Origin of the sequence: Massilia norwichensis, assembly GCF_024753245.1 — a bacterium.
Classification (GTDB): domain Bacteria; phylum Pseudomonadota; class Gammaproteobacteria; order Burkholderiales; family Burkholderiaceae_D; genus Telluria; species Telluria norwichensis.
Genome location: NZ_JANUGX010000019.1, coordinates 79,647 through 96,044, shown reverse-complemented (window position 1 = coordinate 96,044; position 16,398 = coordinate 79,647). Strand labels below are relative to the sequence as shown.

The 16,398-nt window shown below is 63.6% G+C and carries 17 protein-coding genes and 1 pseudogene; 15 read left to right on the top strand and 3 right to left on the bottom strand.

Annotation, left to right across the window (positions count from 1 at the left end; all coding sequences use genetic code 11):
• Positions 1–6: 6 nt before the first annotated feature.
• On the bottom strand, positions 7–1,038 hold the full coding sequence (locus tag NX782_RS16165; RefSeq protein ID WP_258846505.1) for a GGDEF domain-containing protein: 1,032 nt from the start codon (positions 1,036–1,038) through the stop codon (positions 7–9).
• Positions 1,039–1,432: 394 nt separating this feature from the next.
• Between NX782_RS16165 and NX782_RS16160 the strand changes: the two genes are divergently transcribed.
• The 13 genes from NX782_RS16160 to NX782_RS16100 all read left to right on the top strand — a co-directional run bounded on the left by NX782_RS16160 (position 1,433) and on the right by NX782_RS16100 (position 12,836).
• Positions 1,433–1,621 carry a Flp family type IVb pilin gene (locus tag NX782_RS16160; protein WP_258846504.1) on the top strand — a complete coding sequence of 63 codons (189 nt, stop codon included), beginning with the start codon at positions 1,433–1,435 and terminating at the stop codon, positions 1,619–1,621.
• A 204-nt stretch (positions 1,622–1,825) separates the two neighbouring features.
• A complete protein-coding gene (locus NX782_RS16155) occupies positions 1,826–2,014 on the top strand; it encodes a Flp family type IVb pilin (protein WP_258846503.1) in 189 nt (62 codons plus the stop codon).
• 51 nt (positions 2,015–2,065) lie between these two features.
• The gene (locus NX782_RS16150; RefSeq protein WP_258846502.1) at positions 2,066–2,587 is read left to right on the top strand and encodes an A24 family peptidase; all 522 of its coding nucleotides are present in this window, start codon (positions 2,066–2,068) and stop codon (positions 2,585–2,587) included.
• A gap of 102 nt (positions 2,588–2,689) precedes the next feature.
• A complete protein-coding gene (locus tag NX782_RS16145; RefSeq protein ID WP_258846501.1) occupies positions 2,690–4,051 on the top strand; it encodes an ATP-binding protein in 1,362 nt (453 codons plus the stop codon).
• Positions 4,052–4,900, top strand: coding sequence for a Flp pilus assembly protein CpaB (gene cpaB / locus NX782_RS16140; protein ID WP_258846500.1), 849 nt, complete (start codon positions 4,052–4,054; stop codon positions 4,898–4,900).
• Between the two features lie 47 nt (positions 4,901–4,947).
• Complete coding sequence (locus NX782_RS16135) at positions 4,948–6,453, top strand: type II and III secretion system protein family protein (protein WP_258846499.1); 1,506 nt, start codon at positions 4,948–4,950, stop codon at positions 6,451–6,453.
• A gap of 9 nt (positions 6,454–6,462) precedes the next feature.
• Positions 6,463–6,741 (top strand): hypothetical protein, encoded by a 279-nt coding sequence (locus NX782_RS16130; protein ID WP_258846498.1) that lies wholly within the window; start codon positions 6,463–6,465, stop codon positions 6,739–6,741.
• Positions 6,742–6,821: 80 nt separating this feature from the next.
• Entirely contained in the window at positions 6,822–7,997 is a 1,176-nt protein-coding gene (locus tag NX782_RS16125; protein WP_258846497.1) for a CpaE/TadZ family protein, read from the top strand.
• Positions 7,998–8,016: 19 nt separating this feature from the next.
• Positions 8,017–9,360 carry a TadA family conjugal transfer-associated ATPase gene (locus tag NX782_RS16120; protein WP_258846496.1) on the top strand — a complete coding sequence of 448 codons (1,344 nt, stop codon included), beginning with the start codon at positions 8,017–8,019 and terminating at the stop codon, positions 9,358–9,360.
• Positions 9,361–9,378: 18 nt separating this feature from the next.
• On the top strand, positions 9,379–10,356 hold the full coding sequence (locus NX782_RS16115) for a type II secretion system F family protein (protein WP_258846495.1): 978 nt from the start codon (positions 9,379–9,381) through the stop codon (positions 10,354–10,356).
• A gap of 9 nt (positions 10,357–10,365) precedes the next feature.
• The gene (locus NX782_RS16110) at positions 10,366–11,304 is read left to right on the top strand and encodes a type II secretion system F family protein (RefSeq protein ID WP_258846525.1); all 939 of its coding nucleotides are present in this window, start codon (positions 10,366–10,368) and stop codon (positions 11,302–11,304) included.
• A gap of 17 nt (positions 11,305–11,321) precedes the next feature.
• A complete protein-coding gene (locus NX782_RS16105) occupies positions 11,322–12,419 on the top strand; it encodes a LytR C-terminal domain-containing protein (protein ID WP_258846494.1) in 1,098 nt (365 codons plus the stop codon).
• Positions 12,420–12,512: 93 nt separating this feature from the next.
• The gene (locus tag NX782_RS16100) at positions 12,513–12,836 is read left to right on the top strand and encodes a BON domain-containing protein (RefSeq protein WP_258846493.1); all 324 of its coding nucleotides are present in this window, start codon (positions 12,513–12,515) and stop codon (positions 12,834–12,836) included.
• Positions 12,837–12,885: 49 nt separating this feature from the next.
• Here the strand turns inward: NX782_RS16100 and NX782_RS16095 are convergent, their stop codons facing one another.
• Together NX782_RS16095 and rtcR are read right to left on the bottom strand one after the other, a co-directional pair.
• Positions 12,886–13,662: a GIN domain-containing protein gene (locus tag NX782_RS16095; protein WP_258846492.1), complete on the bottom strand. Its 777-nt coding sequence runs from the start codon at positions 13,660–13,662 to the stop codon at positions 12,886–12,888.
• A gap of 109 nt (positions 13,663–13,771) precedes the next feature.
• Complete coding sequence (gene rtcR, locus NX782_RS16090; protein WP_258846491.1) at positions 13,772–15,391, bottom strand: RNA repair transcriptional activator RtcR; 1,620 nt, start codon at positions 15,389–15,391, stop codon at positions 13,772–13,774.
• 189 nt (positions 15,392–15,580) lie between these two features.
• Here rtcR and NX782_RS16085 point away from each other — a divergent pair, with 189 nt between their 5' ends.
• Together NX782_RS16085 and NX782_RS16080 are read left to right on the top strand one after the other, a co-directional pair.
• Entirely contained in the window at positions 15,581–15,796 is a 216-nt protein-coding gene (locus NX782_RS16085; RefSeq protein WP_258846490.1) for a hypothetical protein, read from the top strand.
• Between the two features lie 36 nt (positions 15,797–15,832).
• Positions 15,833–16,348, top strand: a pseudogene (locus tag NX782_RS16080) (RtcB family protein); the annotation flags it as partial.
• Between the last annotated feature and the right edge of the window lie 50 nt (positions 16,349–16,398).

Below are 16,398 nucleotides of genomic sequence, written 5' to 3'. Positions count from 1 at the left end.
GGGCTTCTAGAAAAACTCGGCGGTGTCGTTCGAGGTCACCGCCTGCAGCACACCGTGCGAGACCAGGTCGTCGTAGTGGCAGGCCTGGTTGCGGCCATTGCTCTTGGCGTAGTACAGCGCCTGGTCGGCGTGCCCCAGGGTGACCACCGGCGATTCGAAGGCGCTGATGCTCACGAAACCCACGCTGACCGTCACCCGGCCCACCTGCGGGAACTCGTGGTTCTCGACATTGGTGCGGAAGCGCTCGATGATCTTCCAGGCGTTTTCCAGCGTAGTGGAGCGCAGCAGCACCACGAATTCCTCGCCGCCGAAGCGGAACACCCGATCCTGGACCCGGAACGAAGACTGCAGCAGATTGGCGATCAGGATCAGCACTTCGTCGCCGTACAAATGGCCGAACTTGTCGTTGACGGCCTTGAAGTGGTCGACGTCGACCACCGCCAGCCACTGTTTTTCCGGGCCATGGGCATGGCGCCGCTCTGCCGAGCCGGGCAGGCGCGGGTCCTGCTCGTGGGCGCTGTGCAGCATGCGCGCCAGCTGGTCGTCGAAGGTTTTGCGGTTGAGCAGGCCGGTCAGCGAGTCGCGCTCGCTGTAGTCCAGCAGATTCTGGAAATTGCGGTAGACGCCGACGATGCCGCCGACGGTATGGATGGTATCGCTGCAGAAGGGCTGGTCGTTGCGCAGCTCCAGGCAGGTGCAGGCCTGGTCGCCGAACCAGATGGGTAACCACAGGATGCGGCAGCCGTCGGCACCGATTTCTTCCGCACTGGGGCGGTGTTCGGCCAGGCAACGCGCCAGTTCCGGGCTCAGGGGTTCTCCGAGAACGCCGTCGTAGGCGTCTTCCAGGCGCGCTTCGCCGCCGGCCTGGATCGATGCACGGGAACGCAGGTACTGCTGTCCAGCCACGGTGGCAATGCTCAGGATGCGCGTCTGCGCGGCGCCGGCCAGTTCCTGCACTGCCGAAATCACGGAAATGTCGAGCATCGCGTGATCGCGGTGGCCGGTCATATCCACCATGTGTTTCAGAAGCGAGTCCATGTCGTTCTCAGCAATGTAATCCACCGACCTGCCGGCTTGGAGCAGACGCCGTCGCGTTCGCAGGTATCTGGCATGTCACAAAGAGCAAGCGAAACAGGATATAGGGTTTTTGTATTCTATGCAATTATGCAAAAGCAATTTTTTTTGTGCTCAAGCTATTTCCTCAAGAATACCCGTGATGTACGTCTAGTAGCAGCGACGGAATGATTCTGCTCGACAAAAAATAATGCCCTTGGGAAAACTTGCGTGCAGTCAACCTGCCGTACGGCATCATCTTTTATAGTGAACTCACTGACACGGAACACGACGCAGTCAGTCGTGAAAAGCGCAGCAGTTGCAGTTAGCGCCTCCGTTCAGTGGTTGTTGTCACTAACCTACCATATGGGAGCATGTCATGAGTACTTTCACCTCCGCAGTCAAAACCTTCATGGCTGACGAGAACGGTGTGACCGCCATCGAGTACGGCCTCATCGCCGCACTGGTTGGCGTGGCAATCGCGACAGCAGCAACCGGACTTGGCGAACAGCTGAAGACCATCTTCAACAAGATCGGTAACAAGCTGGGTACGGTGTCGTTCACGTAATCGCTGCAACCCTCCGGGCCCTGGTCCGGAGGGTTTTTTTTGAGAATGCGTTGCCGGTCTGGTAGTACCCGTTTCTTGTTTCTTCTGCACGGCACCGCTGCAGCCGACGATCCGGCAGCGTGTCGTATTCCGAACCAGCAGTTGCTAGCCAAAGCTGTTGTTTGCTGTCCGGCTCCATTTCAGCACCAAGCATAGGAGCATCTCATGAGTACTTTTATCTCCGCAGCCAAAAAATTCCTGTCCGACGAGGATGGCGTGACCGCGATCGAGTACGGCCTGATCGCCGCGCTGGTTGGCGTGGCCCTCGCCATCGCAGCCGGCACCCTTGGTGAGGAAGTGAAGACCATCTTCAACAAGATCGCCAACAAGCTGAGCGCCATATCGTTTACCTAAGCTCCGCAACCGCCCGACTCCTCGCTGGACGGTCTTTATTCGGAGGATGCCATGCCGATCGAGCAGTACCTTGAGACGATCCTTCTTCTGCTGGTCACCAGCGCCGCAGTCAACGATCTGGCGACGCGCCGCATTCCGAACCGGTTGCTGCTGGCAGGATTGGCCAGCGCCTTGTTGCTGCACCTGCTGTCCGCCCATCCCGGCGCCTCCTTTTTGACCGCACTCGGCGGTATGGGAGTCGGGTTCGCGCTTTTCCTGCCGTTCTATCTGCTGCGCGGCATGGCCGCCGGCGACGTCAAGATGATGGCCGTGATCGGGGCGTTCATCGGTCCCGAGGATGTGTTCGTCGTTGCCGTCCTGAGCTGGTGTGCCGGCGGCGTGATGGCCGTGCTGATGGTGCTGTGGGGCGGACGCCTCCGTCTTCGCCTCGTTCTGGGCAACCTTGGACGCATGTTGTCGGGGGCGCTGGTTCCGGGAGCCGGAATAGCGCCGGTTGGGCGCGAAAGTGCAGGTTCCATGCCTTATGGACTGGCGATCGCGATCGGTACGATCGCATTCCTGACCCGCCATTAAGGCTGAGCCCGCTTTTATCTAAACGCAAGAGTGGGCCGGTGGCTGGTCGCTAGAATCAATTCCGACACATTTCGGAAAACATGCAGCTTTGAGGGGATTCCGATGATTGAAGCGCTATCGACAGGTAGTACCGCGACGGCGCCGCGCGCCGCCGAAGCGATGCCGCCAGCTGGGCCGGACATCGCGCCCATCCTGCCGCGCCAAGCCAAGACCGTGCGCGACACTGGCCTCGAGCCGCGCTTCGTGACCGACCTGGTGCTCAAGGCAATCCAGGCCAGCGGCAAGGCACAACTGGCGGTACTGGCAGGCAAACTGCGCCTGTCGATCAGTGTGCTGCGCGAGGTGCTCAACCCCTTGATCGCCGAACAGCAGGTGGAAGTGGCCTGGTGTGGCGAATCCGACATCGACATGCAATACCAGCTGACCGCGATCGGCCAGCGCGGTGCCGGCGAGGCGCTGGCGCGTTGCCGTTACGTGGGACCGGCCCCGGTGACGCTGGCCTCGTATCGCGCGATGGTCGAGCGCCAGGCACTGCGCCACGCCGATGCCGAGCGGATCACGCCGGCCAGGCTCGCCGGGGCGCTGGGCGAGGACGGACTGGCACCGGCCACGCGCGACATCCTGGGGGCCGCCCTCTATGCGCGCCGCTCGCTGCTGCTGTATGGCCCATCCGGCAGCGGCAAGACCCAGTTGGCACGCAAGCTCGGGCGCCTGTTGCCCGAACCGATCGCCGTGCCCTACGCGTTGATGGTCGGGCGCCAGGTCATTCGTTTGTACGACCCTGCCGTTCACGTGGCGCCGCCGCCCATGGCACGCCAGCAGGAAGACCGGCGCAGCTGCGATGCGCGCTGGACCGTCTGTGAGCGCCCACAGGTGCATGTCGGTGCTGAACTGGGACGTGACATGCTCGACCTGCGCTATGACGCCGACGAAGGCGTCTACCATGCGCCGCCGCATCTGCAGGCCAACAACGGCCTGCTGATACTCGACGACGTCGGGCGCCAGGGCATTCCTGCCGCTGAGCTGCTGAACCGGTTCATCGGCCCGCTCGGCACCGGCGTCGACCAGTTGTCGCTGCAGGGTGGCCAGACCGAATCGATGCCGCTCGACGTGATCATGGTGTTCGCAACCAACCTGGACCCGAAGGCGGTATTCGACGATGCCGCACTGCGCCGCATCGGCTACAAGGTCGGCATCGGGGCCTGGTCGCCCAGTGCCTACCGTGCCCTGCTGCGCCGCCAGTGCCGCATGCGGCGCATCGATTATGACGAAAGTGCTGCCGACTACCTGATCGAGCAGCTGCATGCCCAGTCCGGGCGCGCGCTGCTGGCCTGTTACCCCGCCGAGCTGATCGATCGGATCGCCGACTTTGCCGGCTTCGCGGGGCGTGAACCGCACCTCACCATTGCGGCGCTCGAGCAGGCCTGGCGCAGCATGTTCATTGCCAGCAATCAGGAGGACTGAATGAAGAACAAGCGTGCCTTGATCGTGATGGCGGTCGCGGTCCTGTTCGGCCTCGCCGCCGTGGTATTCGCGTCGCGCTGGCTACTGAGCCAGCCCGGCAACGCCAACGGACGCATCCTTGTCGCCGCCGCCGACATCAGCCTCGGCCAGCGGCTTGCGCCGGAAATGTTCAAGCTGGCCGAGTGGCCGGCCGACAGTGTGCCGAAGGAGGCGTTTACCGACCCGCAAAAACTCAGCGGGCGCGTCCTGAAAACGAATCTCTTGATGGGCGAACCGGTCAGCGAAGCCAAGCTGGCGCCGAACGGCACCCTGGGCGGCTTGTCGGCCCTGATCAGCGAAGGCAAGCGCGCGATCACGGTGCGCGTCAACGATGTCATCGGCGTGGCCGGCTTTGCGCTGCCGGGCAACTACGTCGATATCATCGTCAGCACCCAGAAGGATCCGCAGCCCGGGGCCGTGGTACGCGAACAGAGCATCTCCAAGATTGTGCTGGAACGGATCCTGGTGCTCGCCGTTGCCCAGGAAGTCAATCGTGACGAAACCAAGCCGAAGGTGGTCAATGCGGTCACGCTCGAAGTCACGCCGGAGCAGGCCGAAAAGCTCGACCTGGCGCGCAGCGTCGGCACGCTGTCGCTGGCGCTGCGCAACCAGATCGATCCGCAGTCTGCCAACACCGAGGGGGCGACCAAGCTGACCCTGCTGCCGGAAACCACGCCGCCGGCGCCCAAGCCCGCGCCCAAGCCGGTCGTGACACGCACGGTCCCGGTGGTGGTGAAGGTGGCCGCACCGGTCAAGCGCGACTGCGTCACCGTACTCAATGGCCTGCGCATGACGCAGGAGTGCTTCTGAACCTGTCTCGGGGTAATGCCATGAACGGATGTCTGCTGCATACACCGATGTTCCGCTGCCTGCTGGCCGCCGGCCTGGCGCTCGCCGCCAGCGGTCCCGCGTTTGCCGCCAAACAGAACCAGACTATCGATCGCCCGAGCCAGGCGGCGCCTCCGCGCGCCGAGACGGCTCTGCGCTGCGAGGGCCCGGCGGCAAAACCGGCCCAGTTGGTACTGCAGCTCGGGAAATCGAACCTGATGCGCCTGCCCGAGCCGGTCCAGCACCGCAGCGTCGGCAATCCGCTGGTGGTACAGGCGCTGCAGGTCGCGCCCGATACCCTGTACATCGCCGGCATCGATATCGGCTCCACCAACATGATCGTACAGGGCAGAAGCGGCCAGTGCAGCATGCTCGACATTACGGTGTCGATGGATGTTGCGCCGCTGCAGGCCACGCTGAGCGCGGCCTTGCCGGACGAACGCGATATCAAGGTCATGGCTGCCGGGGACACGCTGGTCCTGAGCGGCACTGTAAGCGACACCGCAGCTGCGGCACGTGCGATTGAGCTGGCAAGCGCCTATGTGCGTCGGCCGCTGCGAGCGCTGCCGACGCCGGACAAGGAAACGGCGGGTGGCCAGAATGGCACGGAAGGTGCCGCCGGGCCGGGGGCTCGGGTGGTCAACCTGCTGAGCGTCAGCGCTCCGCAGCAGGTGCAACTGGAAGTGAAAGTCGCGGAGGTTTCGAAGAGCCTGCTCGAGCGCCTGGAAGCAGGCACCACTTGGCGCTTCGGTTCCGGCAGCTGGGGGGCGGCGCTGCTGTCGAACTTCCTGTCGGGGGCAACCCATGCCTCGCTGTCGGCAACCAAAACCAATGGCAACGGTCTGTCGCTTGCCGCCGACAAGCAGGACAGTCTGGTGCGCGTGCTGGCCGAGCCCAACGTCATGGCGATCAGTGGGCAGGAGGGCACCTTCCTGGCTGGCGGCAAGTTCTATGTGCCGGTGGCGCAGGATAACAACCGTGTGTCGCTGGAAGAAAAGGAATTCGGCGTCGGCCTGCGTTTTACGCCGACCGTGCTGAAGGGCGGGCGCATCAACCTGCGCGTGGCACCCGAGGTGTCCGAACTGTCCCGCGAAGGCATCGGTTTGTCGGCCACCGGCATCTCCGGCACGGCGATCCTGCCGGTCGTGACCACGCGGCGCGCCAGCACCACCGTCCAGCTGTACGACGGCCAGAGCTTCGTGATCGGCGGGCTGGTCAAGAACAACCTCGTCACCAACCTGAAGGGCGTGCCGGTGCTGAGCGAAGTACCGGTGCTGGGTGCGCTGTTCCGCAGCACGGATTTCCAGCAGGACCGTACCGAACTGGTGTTCGTGATCACTGCCCATCTCGTCAAGCCCTTGCAGGGTTCGGGGTATCAACTGCCGACCGATAAGGTGGGCGTGCCCTCGCGCGGCGCCTTGATGCTCGGCGGCCGGCTCGAAGGTGCGGCGCCCGGGACCACGACTGCCGAAGTGTCGACGCCAGCTCCGGCTTCGGGCGTGTCGCACAGCGCCGGTGGCTTCGAACTGAAATAGGAGAACACCATGCTCATCCGACGCCATCCAGTTCTGCTCGCGATCATCCTGGCTGCCCTGCTGCAGGGATGCGGTAGCACCCCGCGCTTCAACAAGCATTTCGGCACATCGGTGCGCGCCAACCTGGCGGCCCAGGTCATTGACCCGGCGGCAGCGGCCAACACCAATCCGGTGCACGGCATGGATGGTGCTGCCGCCCTCGCGGCCCAGGAGCGCTACCAGCGTTCGTTCAAAGAAAGCGATCCAGCCGCCAACCAGCCACTGATTACCGTGAGCCGCGGTAAATGACGCGGTGCCCGTTGGCCTGGTCCTGCACCGCATTATCCGAACCTGGCATGGACCTGCCGCAATGCCGCCCGAGGAATCCGATGAAAGCCCTCCTGATCAGCCGCGACACCCAGCTCTACGCCGAAATTGCCTCCCAAGGCGCGGCGCGCGTGCCGCCGTTGAACGTCGCAGCCAGTCGTGTCAGCCTGCGCGATGCACTCGACCGCCCCCTCGCTGAGGCCCCCGGTCTCGTCATCGTCGACACCAGCGAAGCCGATGTCGCCGATGGCGACCTGCTCGAGCGTCTCACCCGACATTACGCGTCAGCGCATTTCATGCTGCTGACCGACAATCACCACCCGGACCTGCTGATCCGCGCCATGCGCGCGGGTGTGCGCGAAGTGCTGCAGCTGCCGCTAGTGCATCGGGCGTTACACGAAGCGATCGACCGTATCGCCGCCAGCGCCGGCGTGGCATCGGCACGCGACGGCAAGATTTTCGCCTTCATCGCCTGTAAGGGCGGCAGTGGCGCGACTTTCATCTCGACGAATTTCGGCTACGCGCTTGCCACGCTGGCCGACAAGAAGGTGCTGTTGATCGACCTTCACCGGCAGTTCGGCGATGCGACGCTGTACGTGTCGGACCAGAAACCGGCCATGACGCTGTCGGACGTCTGTCAGCAGATTGCACGCATCGATGGTCCGTTCCTGGAATCCTGTCTGGTGCACGTGACACCGGGATTCGGCGTGCTGGCAGCGGCCGACGATCCTGGTCAGGGCATCGAAGCCAAGCCCGAACACATCGATATCATTCTGCGGGTGGCGCGCCAGCACTACGATTACATCTTGCTCGACGTCGGCCGGCAGATCGATGCCGTTTCGCTGCGTGCGCTCGACGCCACCGATGCGATTTACCCGGTACTGCAGCTGGCGCTTCCCGATATCCGCGACGCGCGCCGCCTGCTGGACATATTCCGCTCGCTCGGCTACGTCACCGATCACATCCGGCTGATCGTCAATCGGTACGAGAAAGGTGGCCGCCTGCGCCTGCAGGACCTGCACGCGGCACTCGGTGCCGAGGTACTGCACACCGTCCCCAACGACTACGTGGCCGTCACCGATTCGGTCAACCAGGGCATCCCCGTGCTGCAACTGGCACGTGGCAGCGCTGCTGCGCGCAGCCTGGCCGACCTGGTCGAGCTGATAACCGCCCGCCGCGTGACCGAGACCAAAGGCCTGTTCGACCGCCTGTTTGGACGCGGCGAAGGCGATAACTGAATTTCAAGGAGCCGAACTCATGTCTCTGCGCGAACGTTTGTCCGGAACCGACGAGGAGCGCCAGTACCAGGCCTTGCCGGAGGTGGCGCAACAAGCCTACCAGGAGCTGAAGAAGTCGATGCACCAGATGATCCTCGACCGGATCGACCTGGAGCGCTTGAAGCGCCTGACCAGCGAGCAGTTCAAGCACGAGCTGGCGCTGCTGGTCCAGCGCATCATCGAGGACGAGCGCATCGTGCTGAACCAGCAGGAGCGCCATCACCTGGTACTGGACATCCAGCACGAGATGCTGGGCTTCGGGCCGCTCGAACCCCTGCTGAACGATCCCAGCGTCTCGGACATCCTGGTCAATACCTACAACAAGGTCTATGTCGAACGGCGCGGGCGCCTCGAGCTGACCGACGTGGCTTTCCACGACAACGCGCATCTGATGAAGATCATCGAGAAGATCGTCTCGCGCGTCGGCCGCCGCGTCGATGAGTCGAGCCCGATGGTCGATGCGCGCCTGCCCGACGGTTCGCGCGTCAACGCGATCATCCCACCGCTCGCGGTCGACGGCCCGCTGGTATCGATCCGCCGCTTCGGCGCCACCCCGCTGACGGTGCAGAACCTGCTCGATTACAAGAGCGTCACGCCACCGATGCTCAAGGTGCTGGAAAGCCTGGGCATGGCCAAGGTCAACATCCTGATCTCGGGCGGTACCGGCAGCGGCAAGACCACCATGCTGAACCTGATTTCCGGCTTCATCCCGGGCAACGAGCGGATCGTGACGATCGAGGACGCCGCCGAACTGCAGCTGCGCCAGCCGCACGTGGTGCGCCTCGAGACCCGCCCGCCGAACATCGAAGGCAAGGGCGAAGTGACACAGCGCGCCCTGGTGCGCAACTCGCTGCGGATGCGCCCCGACCGTATCATCCTGGGCGAGGTGCGCGGCGCTGAAGCGCTGGACATGCTGCAGGCGATGAACACCGGTCACGAAGGCTCGCTGGCGACGATCCACGCGAACACCCCGCGCGACGCCCTGTCGCGCCTGGAAAACATGGTCGGCATGGCCGGGGTGAGCTTGACGCCGCGTGCGATCCGTCAGCAGATCTGCTCGGCCATTACCGTGATCCTGCAGGCCTCGCGCCTCACCGACGGCACCCGCAAGGTCGTGAGCATGCAGGAGATCACCGGCATGGAAGGCGACATCATTTCGATGCAGGAGATCTTCCGTTTCGAGCAGACCGGCATCGATGCCGACGGCAAGGTGCTGGGCCACTTCTGCGCTACCGGCGTCCGTCCGCGCTTTGCCGAACGCCTCAGGATGTTCGGCGCGCCCGTGCCCGAGGACACGTTCGACCCCGACCGTATCTTTACCTGAGCCGGACCGGAGTCGCCCATGGACATTCTGTTCTACGGTTTCGTTGTCTTCCTGTTTGCTGCGGTGATTCTGGGCATCGAAGGCTTTTATTTGTGGTGGGTGAGTACCCACGGCGCCGCAGCGCAGCGTGTGACGCGGCGTCTTCAACTGATGTCCGGGACCCCTGGCCGCAACGCGGAACGCATCTCGATCCTCAAGCAGCGCCGGTTCAGCCGCTATGACATCGCCGATCGCCTGCTGCACCGGGTCTTCATTGCGCATCATATCGACCAGTTGATGGTGCAGGGAGGCATGAAGTGGTCGGTGGAGACCTTCCTGCTGTGGTCAGGCACTGCGCTGCTGGCAGGCTTCTTCCTGCTCGCAAACTGGTCGATGCCGCTGGGCATACGCATCGCCGTGGCGTTGCTGTTTTCGCTCATCCCCCTGATCTTGGTGCGGCGCGCGCGCGCGCGGCGCCTGGTGCGCATCGAGCAACAGTTGCCTGACGCGGCCGATTTTATTGCGCGCGCGCTGCGCGCCGGCCACTCCTTCACGAATGTGCTGCAGATCGTCAGCAACGAATTGTCCGAGCCGCTCAGCAGCGAGTTCCGGATCGTGCGCGAGGAGATCAATTACGGCGTGTCGATGAGCGAAGCATTGCACAACATGGCCGCGCGCATTCCGCTGACCGACCTGCGCTACCTGATCACCGCAGTGCTGATCCAGCGCGAGACCGGCGGCAACCTGGCCGAAATTCTCGGGAACATCAGCCACATCATTCGTGCCCGGTTGAAGCTCGTGGCGCAGGTACGCGTGCTGTCGGCAGAGGGCCGGATGTCGGCGTGGATTCTGGGCCTGCTGCCGTTTGCGGTGGCCGGGATGATGCTCCTGGTCAATCCCGATTACATCCAGTTGCTGTGGACCGATCCGGCCGGTGTCAAGCTGCTCTATTACGCGGCAGGAATGATCTTCATTGGCGTGGTCTGGCTGCGTAAGTTAATCCGTATCCGTGTTTGAGGAGGCATGATGACTTCGCCGCAGTTATTGTTCCTGGTCGTCGTTTTCGTGATCGTCTGCAGCCTCGTAGGACTGGGCATGATGCTGTTTGCCCCGGAGGCACTGAGGACGCGCCTGTTCGGTGCCATGGGCAGTTCGCAGGATGTCCATGCGGACCGCAGTAGCTGGACCGAACGGGTTGCGCGTGTCGTACGGCCGCTGACCAAGCTTTCGGTACCGGAAGAGGGCTGGACGGAATCCGCGCTGCGCACCCGTTTCATCAGTGCCGGCTGGCGCAACCCGGCGGCGCCGACCTTGTACTTCGCATCCAAGACCGTGCTCGCACTGCTGATGCCCGCCATCGTCGGTTTTTTGCTGTTCTTTTTCGCGTCTGGCGCAACCGGCTCGAAATTCCTGTTCCTGCTTTTGGTCGTGGCAACCTGTGGCTATTACCTGCCGAACGTCGTATTGCACCGTATCGTCAAGCGCCGCAAACGCGAAATCTTCGAAAGCATTCCGGATGCGCTGGATCTGTTGACTGTCTGCGTCGAGGCCGGTCTGAGCCTGGAACGCGGGCTGGTCAAGGTGGCATCCGAAATCCATATCAAGAGCGTGATACTGGCGCAGGAGCTGCAACTGGTGCAGATGGAAATGCGCGCCGGCTTCAGCAAGGAAAAAGCCTTGCGTAACTTTGCGTTGCGAGTCGGCCTGGACGATGTCGACGCCGTGGTTGCCATGCTGATTCAGGCCGAGCGTTTCGGCACCAGTATCGGCGATGCCTTGCGCGTGTATTCGGACAACCTGCGCAACAAGCGCCGGGTGATCGCCGAAGAGGCTGCCGCAAAGATCGGCCTGAAGCTGCTGTTCCCCCTCATCTTCTGCATTTTTCCGACCCTCCTGATGGTATTGCTCGGTCCGGCGGGAATCCAGATCAAACGCACCTTCAGTGTCCTCAACGGCACCCCCTGATTTACAGCGGAGGCATCATGCGAGCCCGAATCCTGACCCACACCTTGCCCCTGCTGTGCAGTAGCGCATTGCTGATGGCCTGCAGCAGCCCGCCGCTGCAGCAGGCGGCGGCGCAGACGGTCGCCGCTTCCGCCGCCGACAACTACCTGCGCGGCCGCAACCTGCACCTGGCGCACCGCTACGAGGAAGCAATCGCGGCCTACCAGGCGGCGCTGAAGGCGGACAGCAGCCACGTCAACGCGCGCAACGGCCTGGCGATCGCCTACGCCGAGCAGCGCGACTTCGCGAAGGCGATACCGATCTGGCGCGAGCTCACGCATGGCGCCACGATGGCGTCCGGTACCGACACCGCCTTCTTGTTCGGGAACCTGGGCCATGCCTACTTCCTCAACGGCCAATACGACGACGCCCTGGTCGCGCTGGAAAAAGCCTGCCTGCTCGATCCGTTAAACCACCGCACCTGGCAGCGCCTCGGCGAAACCCTGCAGCAGCTCGGCCAGGACGAGAGAGCAGGGCAGATGCTGCGCCAGGCCAGCGCCCTGCGCGACCACGATTTCCGTGCCGACTACGCGGCGGCGGACGGCGGCGCCAGGCTGCCGGCGATCGAACAGGCGCTCAAAACGCCTCAGCGTCCCGACCAGGACTGGGCATCCGTCGAGGTCACAACCCGACCGAACGGCATGCTCGAACTGCGCCGCGTGGCGCCGAACCGCACTGCCTCGTCCGTGCCGCCGAGCAGGCCCGCGGTTCCGCCGCTGCCGAAGGAGGGCAAGGATCCCTTGGTCGTTGTCGCACTCGAGATCAGCAACGGCAACGGCCGCCAGGGATTGGCGCGGCTGATGTCGCGCCAGTTGCGCGATGCGGATGTCAAAGTGGTGCGGCTGACCAACGAAAAGGGCTTCGCGGTACGCCAGACCCGCATCGAGTACCAGCCGGCCTTCCGCAGCGTGGCCGAGCGGCTGGCCGAACGCTATGCTGCCACGACGGTCGAGGTCAACCTGAACGGCCGTACGAACATGCGTCTGGTGATCGGCCGGGACCTGCCGGCGGGTTTGACCGCCAGCCGCGCGCCTGCCGTGCCGGCGGGCCAGGGCCGCGGGGCGGCCGCGCCCTGAGCCCGAATAGTGCCGCTTTCACAACAGTATCGGGCGCCGGTATAAACCGAAATTGGGAATAATAAAAATCTCAATTCATTCGGGAGAACTGCCATGGCTTTTACTCGTTTCCAGTCCGCTATTGCCCAATCCGTTATCGCTGGCACCCTGCTGGTATCGGTGGTTGCCTGCGCCCCGACTGCCACCCGTGAAGGCACCGGCGAATACATCGACGACTCGGTGATCACCGGCAAGGTCAAGGCCGCCTTCGCCGCCGACCCGACCGTCAAGGCGACCCAGGTTCAAGTGGAAACGTTCAAGGGCACGGTGCAACTGAGCGGCTTCGTCGACTCGCGTGAAAGTGCCCAGCGTGCCGTCGAACTGGCGCGCGGCGTGAAGGGCGTCAAATCCGTGAAGAACGACACGGTGATCCGCTAAGCGGCCAAGCCCGCGATCCCGGCCGGGTCCCCGGCCGGTTTCCCTCTCCTTACTGCCAGCTCACCTTGCCGAAGCCGTTGGTGGTCGCATTGCGCGTCGCTGGCTTGCCATAGACGGTGGCCGAGCCCATACCGTTCAGGCTGACGTTGGCTGCGGTCCTGGCGAACACGCTGGCGCCGCCCAGGCCAGACATGTCCAGGTCGACCGTCTCGGCGCGCAACTGCTGCGCATCGAGGCTGCCGACGCCGCCCAGGTGGGCACGCAGCAGCTTGGTCTGGCCGCTTACGCTGATCTGGCCTGCGCCGCCCAGCTTCACGTCGATGCGGTCGGCCTGGCCGCTGCTGTTGAGCGTCAAGCCGCCGACGCCGCCCAGGCGGGCGTCGATGTCACGGTACTGGCCGCTGACCTTCACGGCGCCCGCGCCGTCGAGCGACACGGTCAGCCTGTCGCCGCTGAAGCCCGATACCTCGCTCTGACCCACGCCTTCGGAGACGAACTCCTGCAGATTCGGCACCACCAGCTCGGCACGCAGCTCGCCGCTATTGTTGCGGCCGAAGTGCAGGTTGCTATTGCTTTCGGTGTCGATCGTCAGCGTGTCGCCGCGTTGGACCGTGGTGATCTTCGATACATAGCGGCGGTCGCCCGATACCACCAGCGATGGCGTCGTGCCCTGGCGCACGTTCAGGCGGATCACGCCGCCCAGATGGATCTTCGACACCCTGGCGTCGACCGCGCGGTTTTCGCGCACGATGTCATCGGCCCAGGCCGCGTGGGTGCCGATGGCGAAGGCGGTGGCCAGGAATGCGGTACCGAGCAGCTTGTTCATGACTTGTTCTCCAAAAGGGTTGCCGATGGATGCACTATAGGCCCGTGCATCCGGCGGCCAGAGCGGATTGCGACAGACTGCAGCATCGGCGGCATGAAGCGTGAAATCCCTAGCTTTGCAGCGCATCCCAGGACAGGCCGAAACGCGCCAAGTATTTCTTGAGGCGGTCGGCGTCGTTCGGCTGGCGCTTGGCGCTGCGCGAGACCGCGAACAGCCGCCGTCCCGCATCCGACAGCGACTTCGATTGCCGGCAGACCCGCAGCACCGCCGCCAGCTGCAGCGCATCGAACTGGTCCAGGCCTGCTACGGCCTCGGTGCCGAGCAGTGCCTCGAGATCGAGATCGGGGCCCGCATCGATCGCGCCATCGCCCACTTCACGCAAGGGCTGCCAGAGGCGCTTGAGGCGCAGGCATTCCGCCTCGACGATTTCATTGGAGATGCGTCCTGCTTCGGCCAGCGTCGCCATGCGCATCACCGAGGCCGACAGGTCGCGGAAGTTGCCGGTCCAGCGCGCGCGATCGGACATCGCGAAGCGCATGTAGCGGTCGCGCGCCTCCTTGTTGAAGCGGACCATCTGGCCGTGCTCGGCGCCGAACTCGCGCAGCAGGTAATCGATGTTCGGCTCGATGTCTTCCGGGCGCTCGGCCAGGCCGGGCAGCTCGTAGGTCCACAGGTTGATGCGGGCGAACAGGTCGTCGCGGAAGCGCCCGCGCGCCACTTCGCGCGCCAGGTCGCGGTTGGTGCCTGCGATCAGCTGGAAGTCGCTGTGCACTTCATGATCGCCGCCCACTGGCAGGAAGCGCTTTTCCTCGATCGCCTTGAGCAGCATCGCCTGCTCATCCAGTCCCAGCTCGCCGATCTCGTCGAGGAACAGCACGCCCTTGTCGGCGGTGCGCAGCAGCCCGGCGCGGCCCGATGCGGCACCGGTGAACGCGCCCTTGATGTGGCCAAACAGGGTCGAGCCGGCGCCGTCGCCGTGCAGGGTCGCGCAGTTGATCTCGACAAAGGCACCGTCGATCTGGCGCCGCGCCTTTTTCAGCGCATACAGGCGCCGCGCCAGGAAGGATTTGCCGGCGCCGGTCGGTCCCATCAGCAGCATCGGCGCCTTCGACTTGATGGCGACCCGCTCGATCTCCTCGATCATGCCGTTGAAGCGGCCATTACGGGTGGCGATGCCGGACTTCAGGAAGGCCACGCCTTCCTGCTGCTCGCGCGAGAAGCGCTGCGCGATCTGGTCGTATTTCGACAGGTCGAGATCGATCAGCGCGTAGCTGCCGGGCTTCCCGGGCGCATGGCGCCGCGGCGGCGACGTCTGGAGCAGGCGACCCGGGAAGTAGTTCGCTTCGGTCATCAGGAACAGGCAGATCTGCACGACGTGGGTACCGGTCGTGATATGCACCCAGTACTCCTCGTTTTCCGGATCGAAGGGGTAGGTCTTCGCAAAATCGAAGAGCGCGCCATAAACCTGTTCGAAGTCCCAGGGATCGTCGATCGCGATATGGTGTGGCACGACGGTTGTCTCCGGCGAAACCGCCCCGATATCCTGGCCTACCTGCTCGACCAGCGCCTGCATCTGGCCATTGAACAGCAGCTCGATGCGGTCGACCACCACGTCTTCATGCTGGGTCAACGCGACCGTCGGCCGCCATTTTTCCCAACGCGCACTACCCTTGCCGCTATCGAGCTGGGTGCCAACAAAGCCGATCACCACGATCTTTATATTTTTCATCGTATAAAACCTTATCCTGAAATATAAATCTATCATATTTCTGGAGGGAAGTAATCCGATAAGGATGCATCTCGTCTGCAAGCATTTCTTTAATAATCAACGACTTGCTCCCTGGCTCGCACCCAGTCAGACAGGCTGGCACGCCGCTTGCAATAACAAGGGTACAAACGACGACAAGAGGAGCGAAAAATGGGCTGGATCATCAGCGTCGGCAAGGCCGGCGCCAAAGGCAGGGCAGGGAGTGCACAAGCAGTGTCGCTGCGCATGGACGTGCAAGGCATGGTGGCCCAGGTCAGGATCTTTCCCGCTGCCGGACAGCCGGCTCCTGGCGCCACCGATGCGCTGCCGGCCTGGCAGGCGCAACGCGTCTGGCAAAACGTCCTGACCACCCTTGTCGGGCACTGAGAACACCCTGTATCGTCATACGGAAGAGAGAGAACAATGAACAACGAACACTACGATGTCCTGAACGTGGACGGCGGCAGCCCGGTCAAGATGTGGACCCGCGGCGTGCCGGTCGAGGAAGAAGCGAAGCGCCAGCTGGCCAATACCGCGCGCATGCCCTTCATCTACAAGCACATGGCGGCGATGCCCGATGTCCACGTCGGCAAGGGCTCGACCATCGGCAGCGTGATCCCGACCCTGGGCGCGGTGATCCCGGCCGCGGTGGGCGTCGACATCGGCTGCGGCATGATGGCCGCGAAGACGACCCTCAGCGCAAACGATCTGCCGGATAACCTCGGGCCGCTGCGCAGTGCGATCGAGCGCTCGGTGCCGCACGGGATGTCGCCGAAAACGCGTGGCTTCAAAGGCCGTGACAAAGGCTCGTGGGAAACCCCGCCGCGCGCCGTCGACACGGCCTGGACGACGCTGAAAGACGAATTCAATGTCATCTGCCAGAAGACCCCGAAGCTGAAGAACACGAACAACTACAAGCACCTGGGTACGCTGGGCAGCGTTTCCCTGATTGAGAAGATTTTTGTCAAAAATTGTCAGCAATGGGCCTT

What these genes read in the sequence shown, in the direction of transcription:
- NX782_RS16125 (WP_258846497.1), top strand. Translation starts at nt 6,822, where the DNA reads ATGAAAGCCCTCCTGATCAGCCGCGACACCCAGCTCTACGCCGAAATT.
- NX782_RS16120 (WP_258846496.1), top strand. Translation starts at nt 8,017, where the DNA reads ATGTCTCTGCGCGAACGTTTGTCCGGAACCGACGAGGAGCGCCAGTAC.
- NX782_RS16145 (WP_258846501.1), top strand. Translation starts at nt 2,690, where the DNA reads ATGATTGAAGCGCTATCGACAGGTAGTACCGCGACGGCGCCGCGCGCC.
- NX782_RS16160 (WP_258846504.1), top strand. Translation starts at nt 1,433, where the DNA reads ATGAGTACTTTCACCTCCGCAGTCAAAACCTTCATGGCTGACGAGAAC.
- NX782_RS16115 (WP_258846495.1), top strand. Translation starts at nt 9,379, where the DNA reads ATGGACATTCTGTTCTACGGTTTCGTTGTCTTCCTGTTTGCTGCGGTG.
- NX782_RS16110 (WP_258846525.1), top strand. Translation starts at nt 10,366, where the DNA reads ATGACTTCGCCGCAGTTATTGTTCCTGGTCGTCGTTTTCGTGATCGTC.
- NX782_RS16165 (WP_258846505.1), bottom strand. Translation starts at nt 1,038, where the DNA reads ATGGACTCGCTTCTGAAACACATGGTGGATATGACCGGCCACCGCGAT.
- cpaB (WP_258846500.1), top strand. Translation starts at nt 4,052, where the DNA reads ATGAAGAACAAGCGTGCCTTGATCGTGATGGCGGTCGCGGTCCTGTTC.
- NX782_RS16105 (WP_258846494.1), top strand. Translation starts at nt 11,322, where the DNA reads ATGCGAGCCCGAATCCTGACCCACACCTTGCCCCTGCTGTGCAGTAGC.
- NX782_RS16130 (WP_258846498.1), top strand. Translation starts at nt 6,463, where the DNA reads ATGCTCATCCGACGCCATCCAGTTCTGCTCGCGATCATCCTGGCTGCC.
- NX782_RS16150 (WP_258846502.1), top strand. Translation starts at nt 2,066, where the DNA reads ATGCCGATCGAGCAGTACCTTGAGACGATCCTTCTTCTGCTGGTCACC.
- NX782_RS16135 (WP_258846499.1), top strand. Translation starts at nt 4,948, where the DNA reads ATGTTCCGCTGCCTGCTGGCCGCCGGCCTGGCGCTCGCCGCCAGCGGT.
- NX782_RS16095 (WP_258846492.1), bottom strand. Translation starts at nt 13,662, where the DNA reads ATGAACAAGCTGCTCGGTACCGCATTCCTGGCCACCGCCTTCGCCATC.
- NX782_RS16085 (WP_258846490.1), top strand. Translation starts at nt 15,581, where the DNA reads ATGGGCTGGATCATCAGCGTCGGCAAGGCCGGCGCCAAAGGCAGGGCA.
- NX782_RS16100 (WP_258846493.1), top strand. Translation starts at nt 12,513, where the DNA reads ATGGCTTTTACTCGTTTCCAGTCCGCTATTGCCCAATCCGTTATCGCT.
- rtcR (WP_258846491.1), bottom strand. Translation starts at nt 15,391, where the DNA reads ATGAAAAATATAAAGATCGTGGTGATCGGCTTTGTTGGCACCCAGCTC.
- NX782_RS16155 (WP_258846503.1), top strand. Translation starts at nt 1,826, where the DNA reads ATGAGTACTTTTATCTCCGCAGCCAAAAAATTCCTGTCCGACGAGGAT.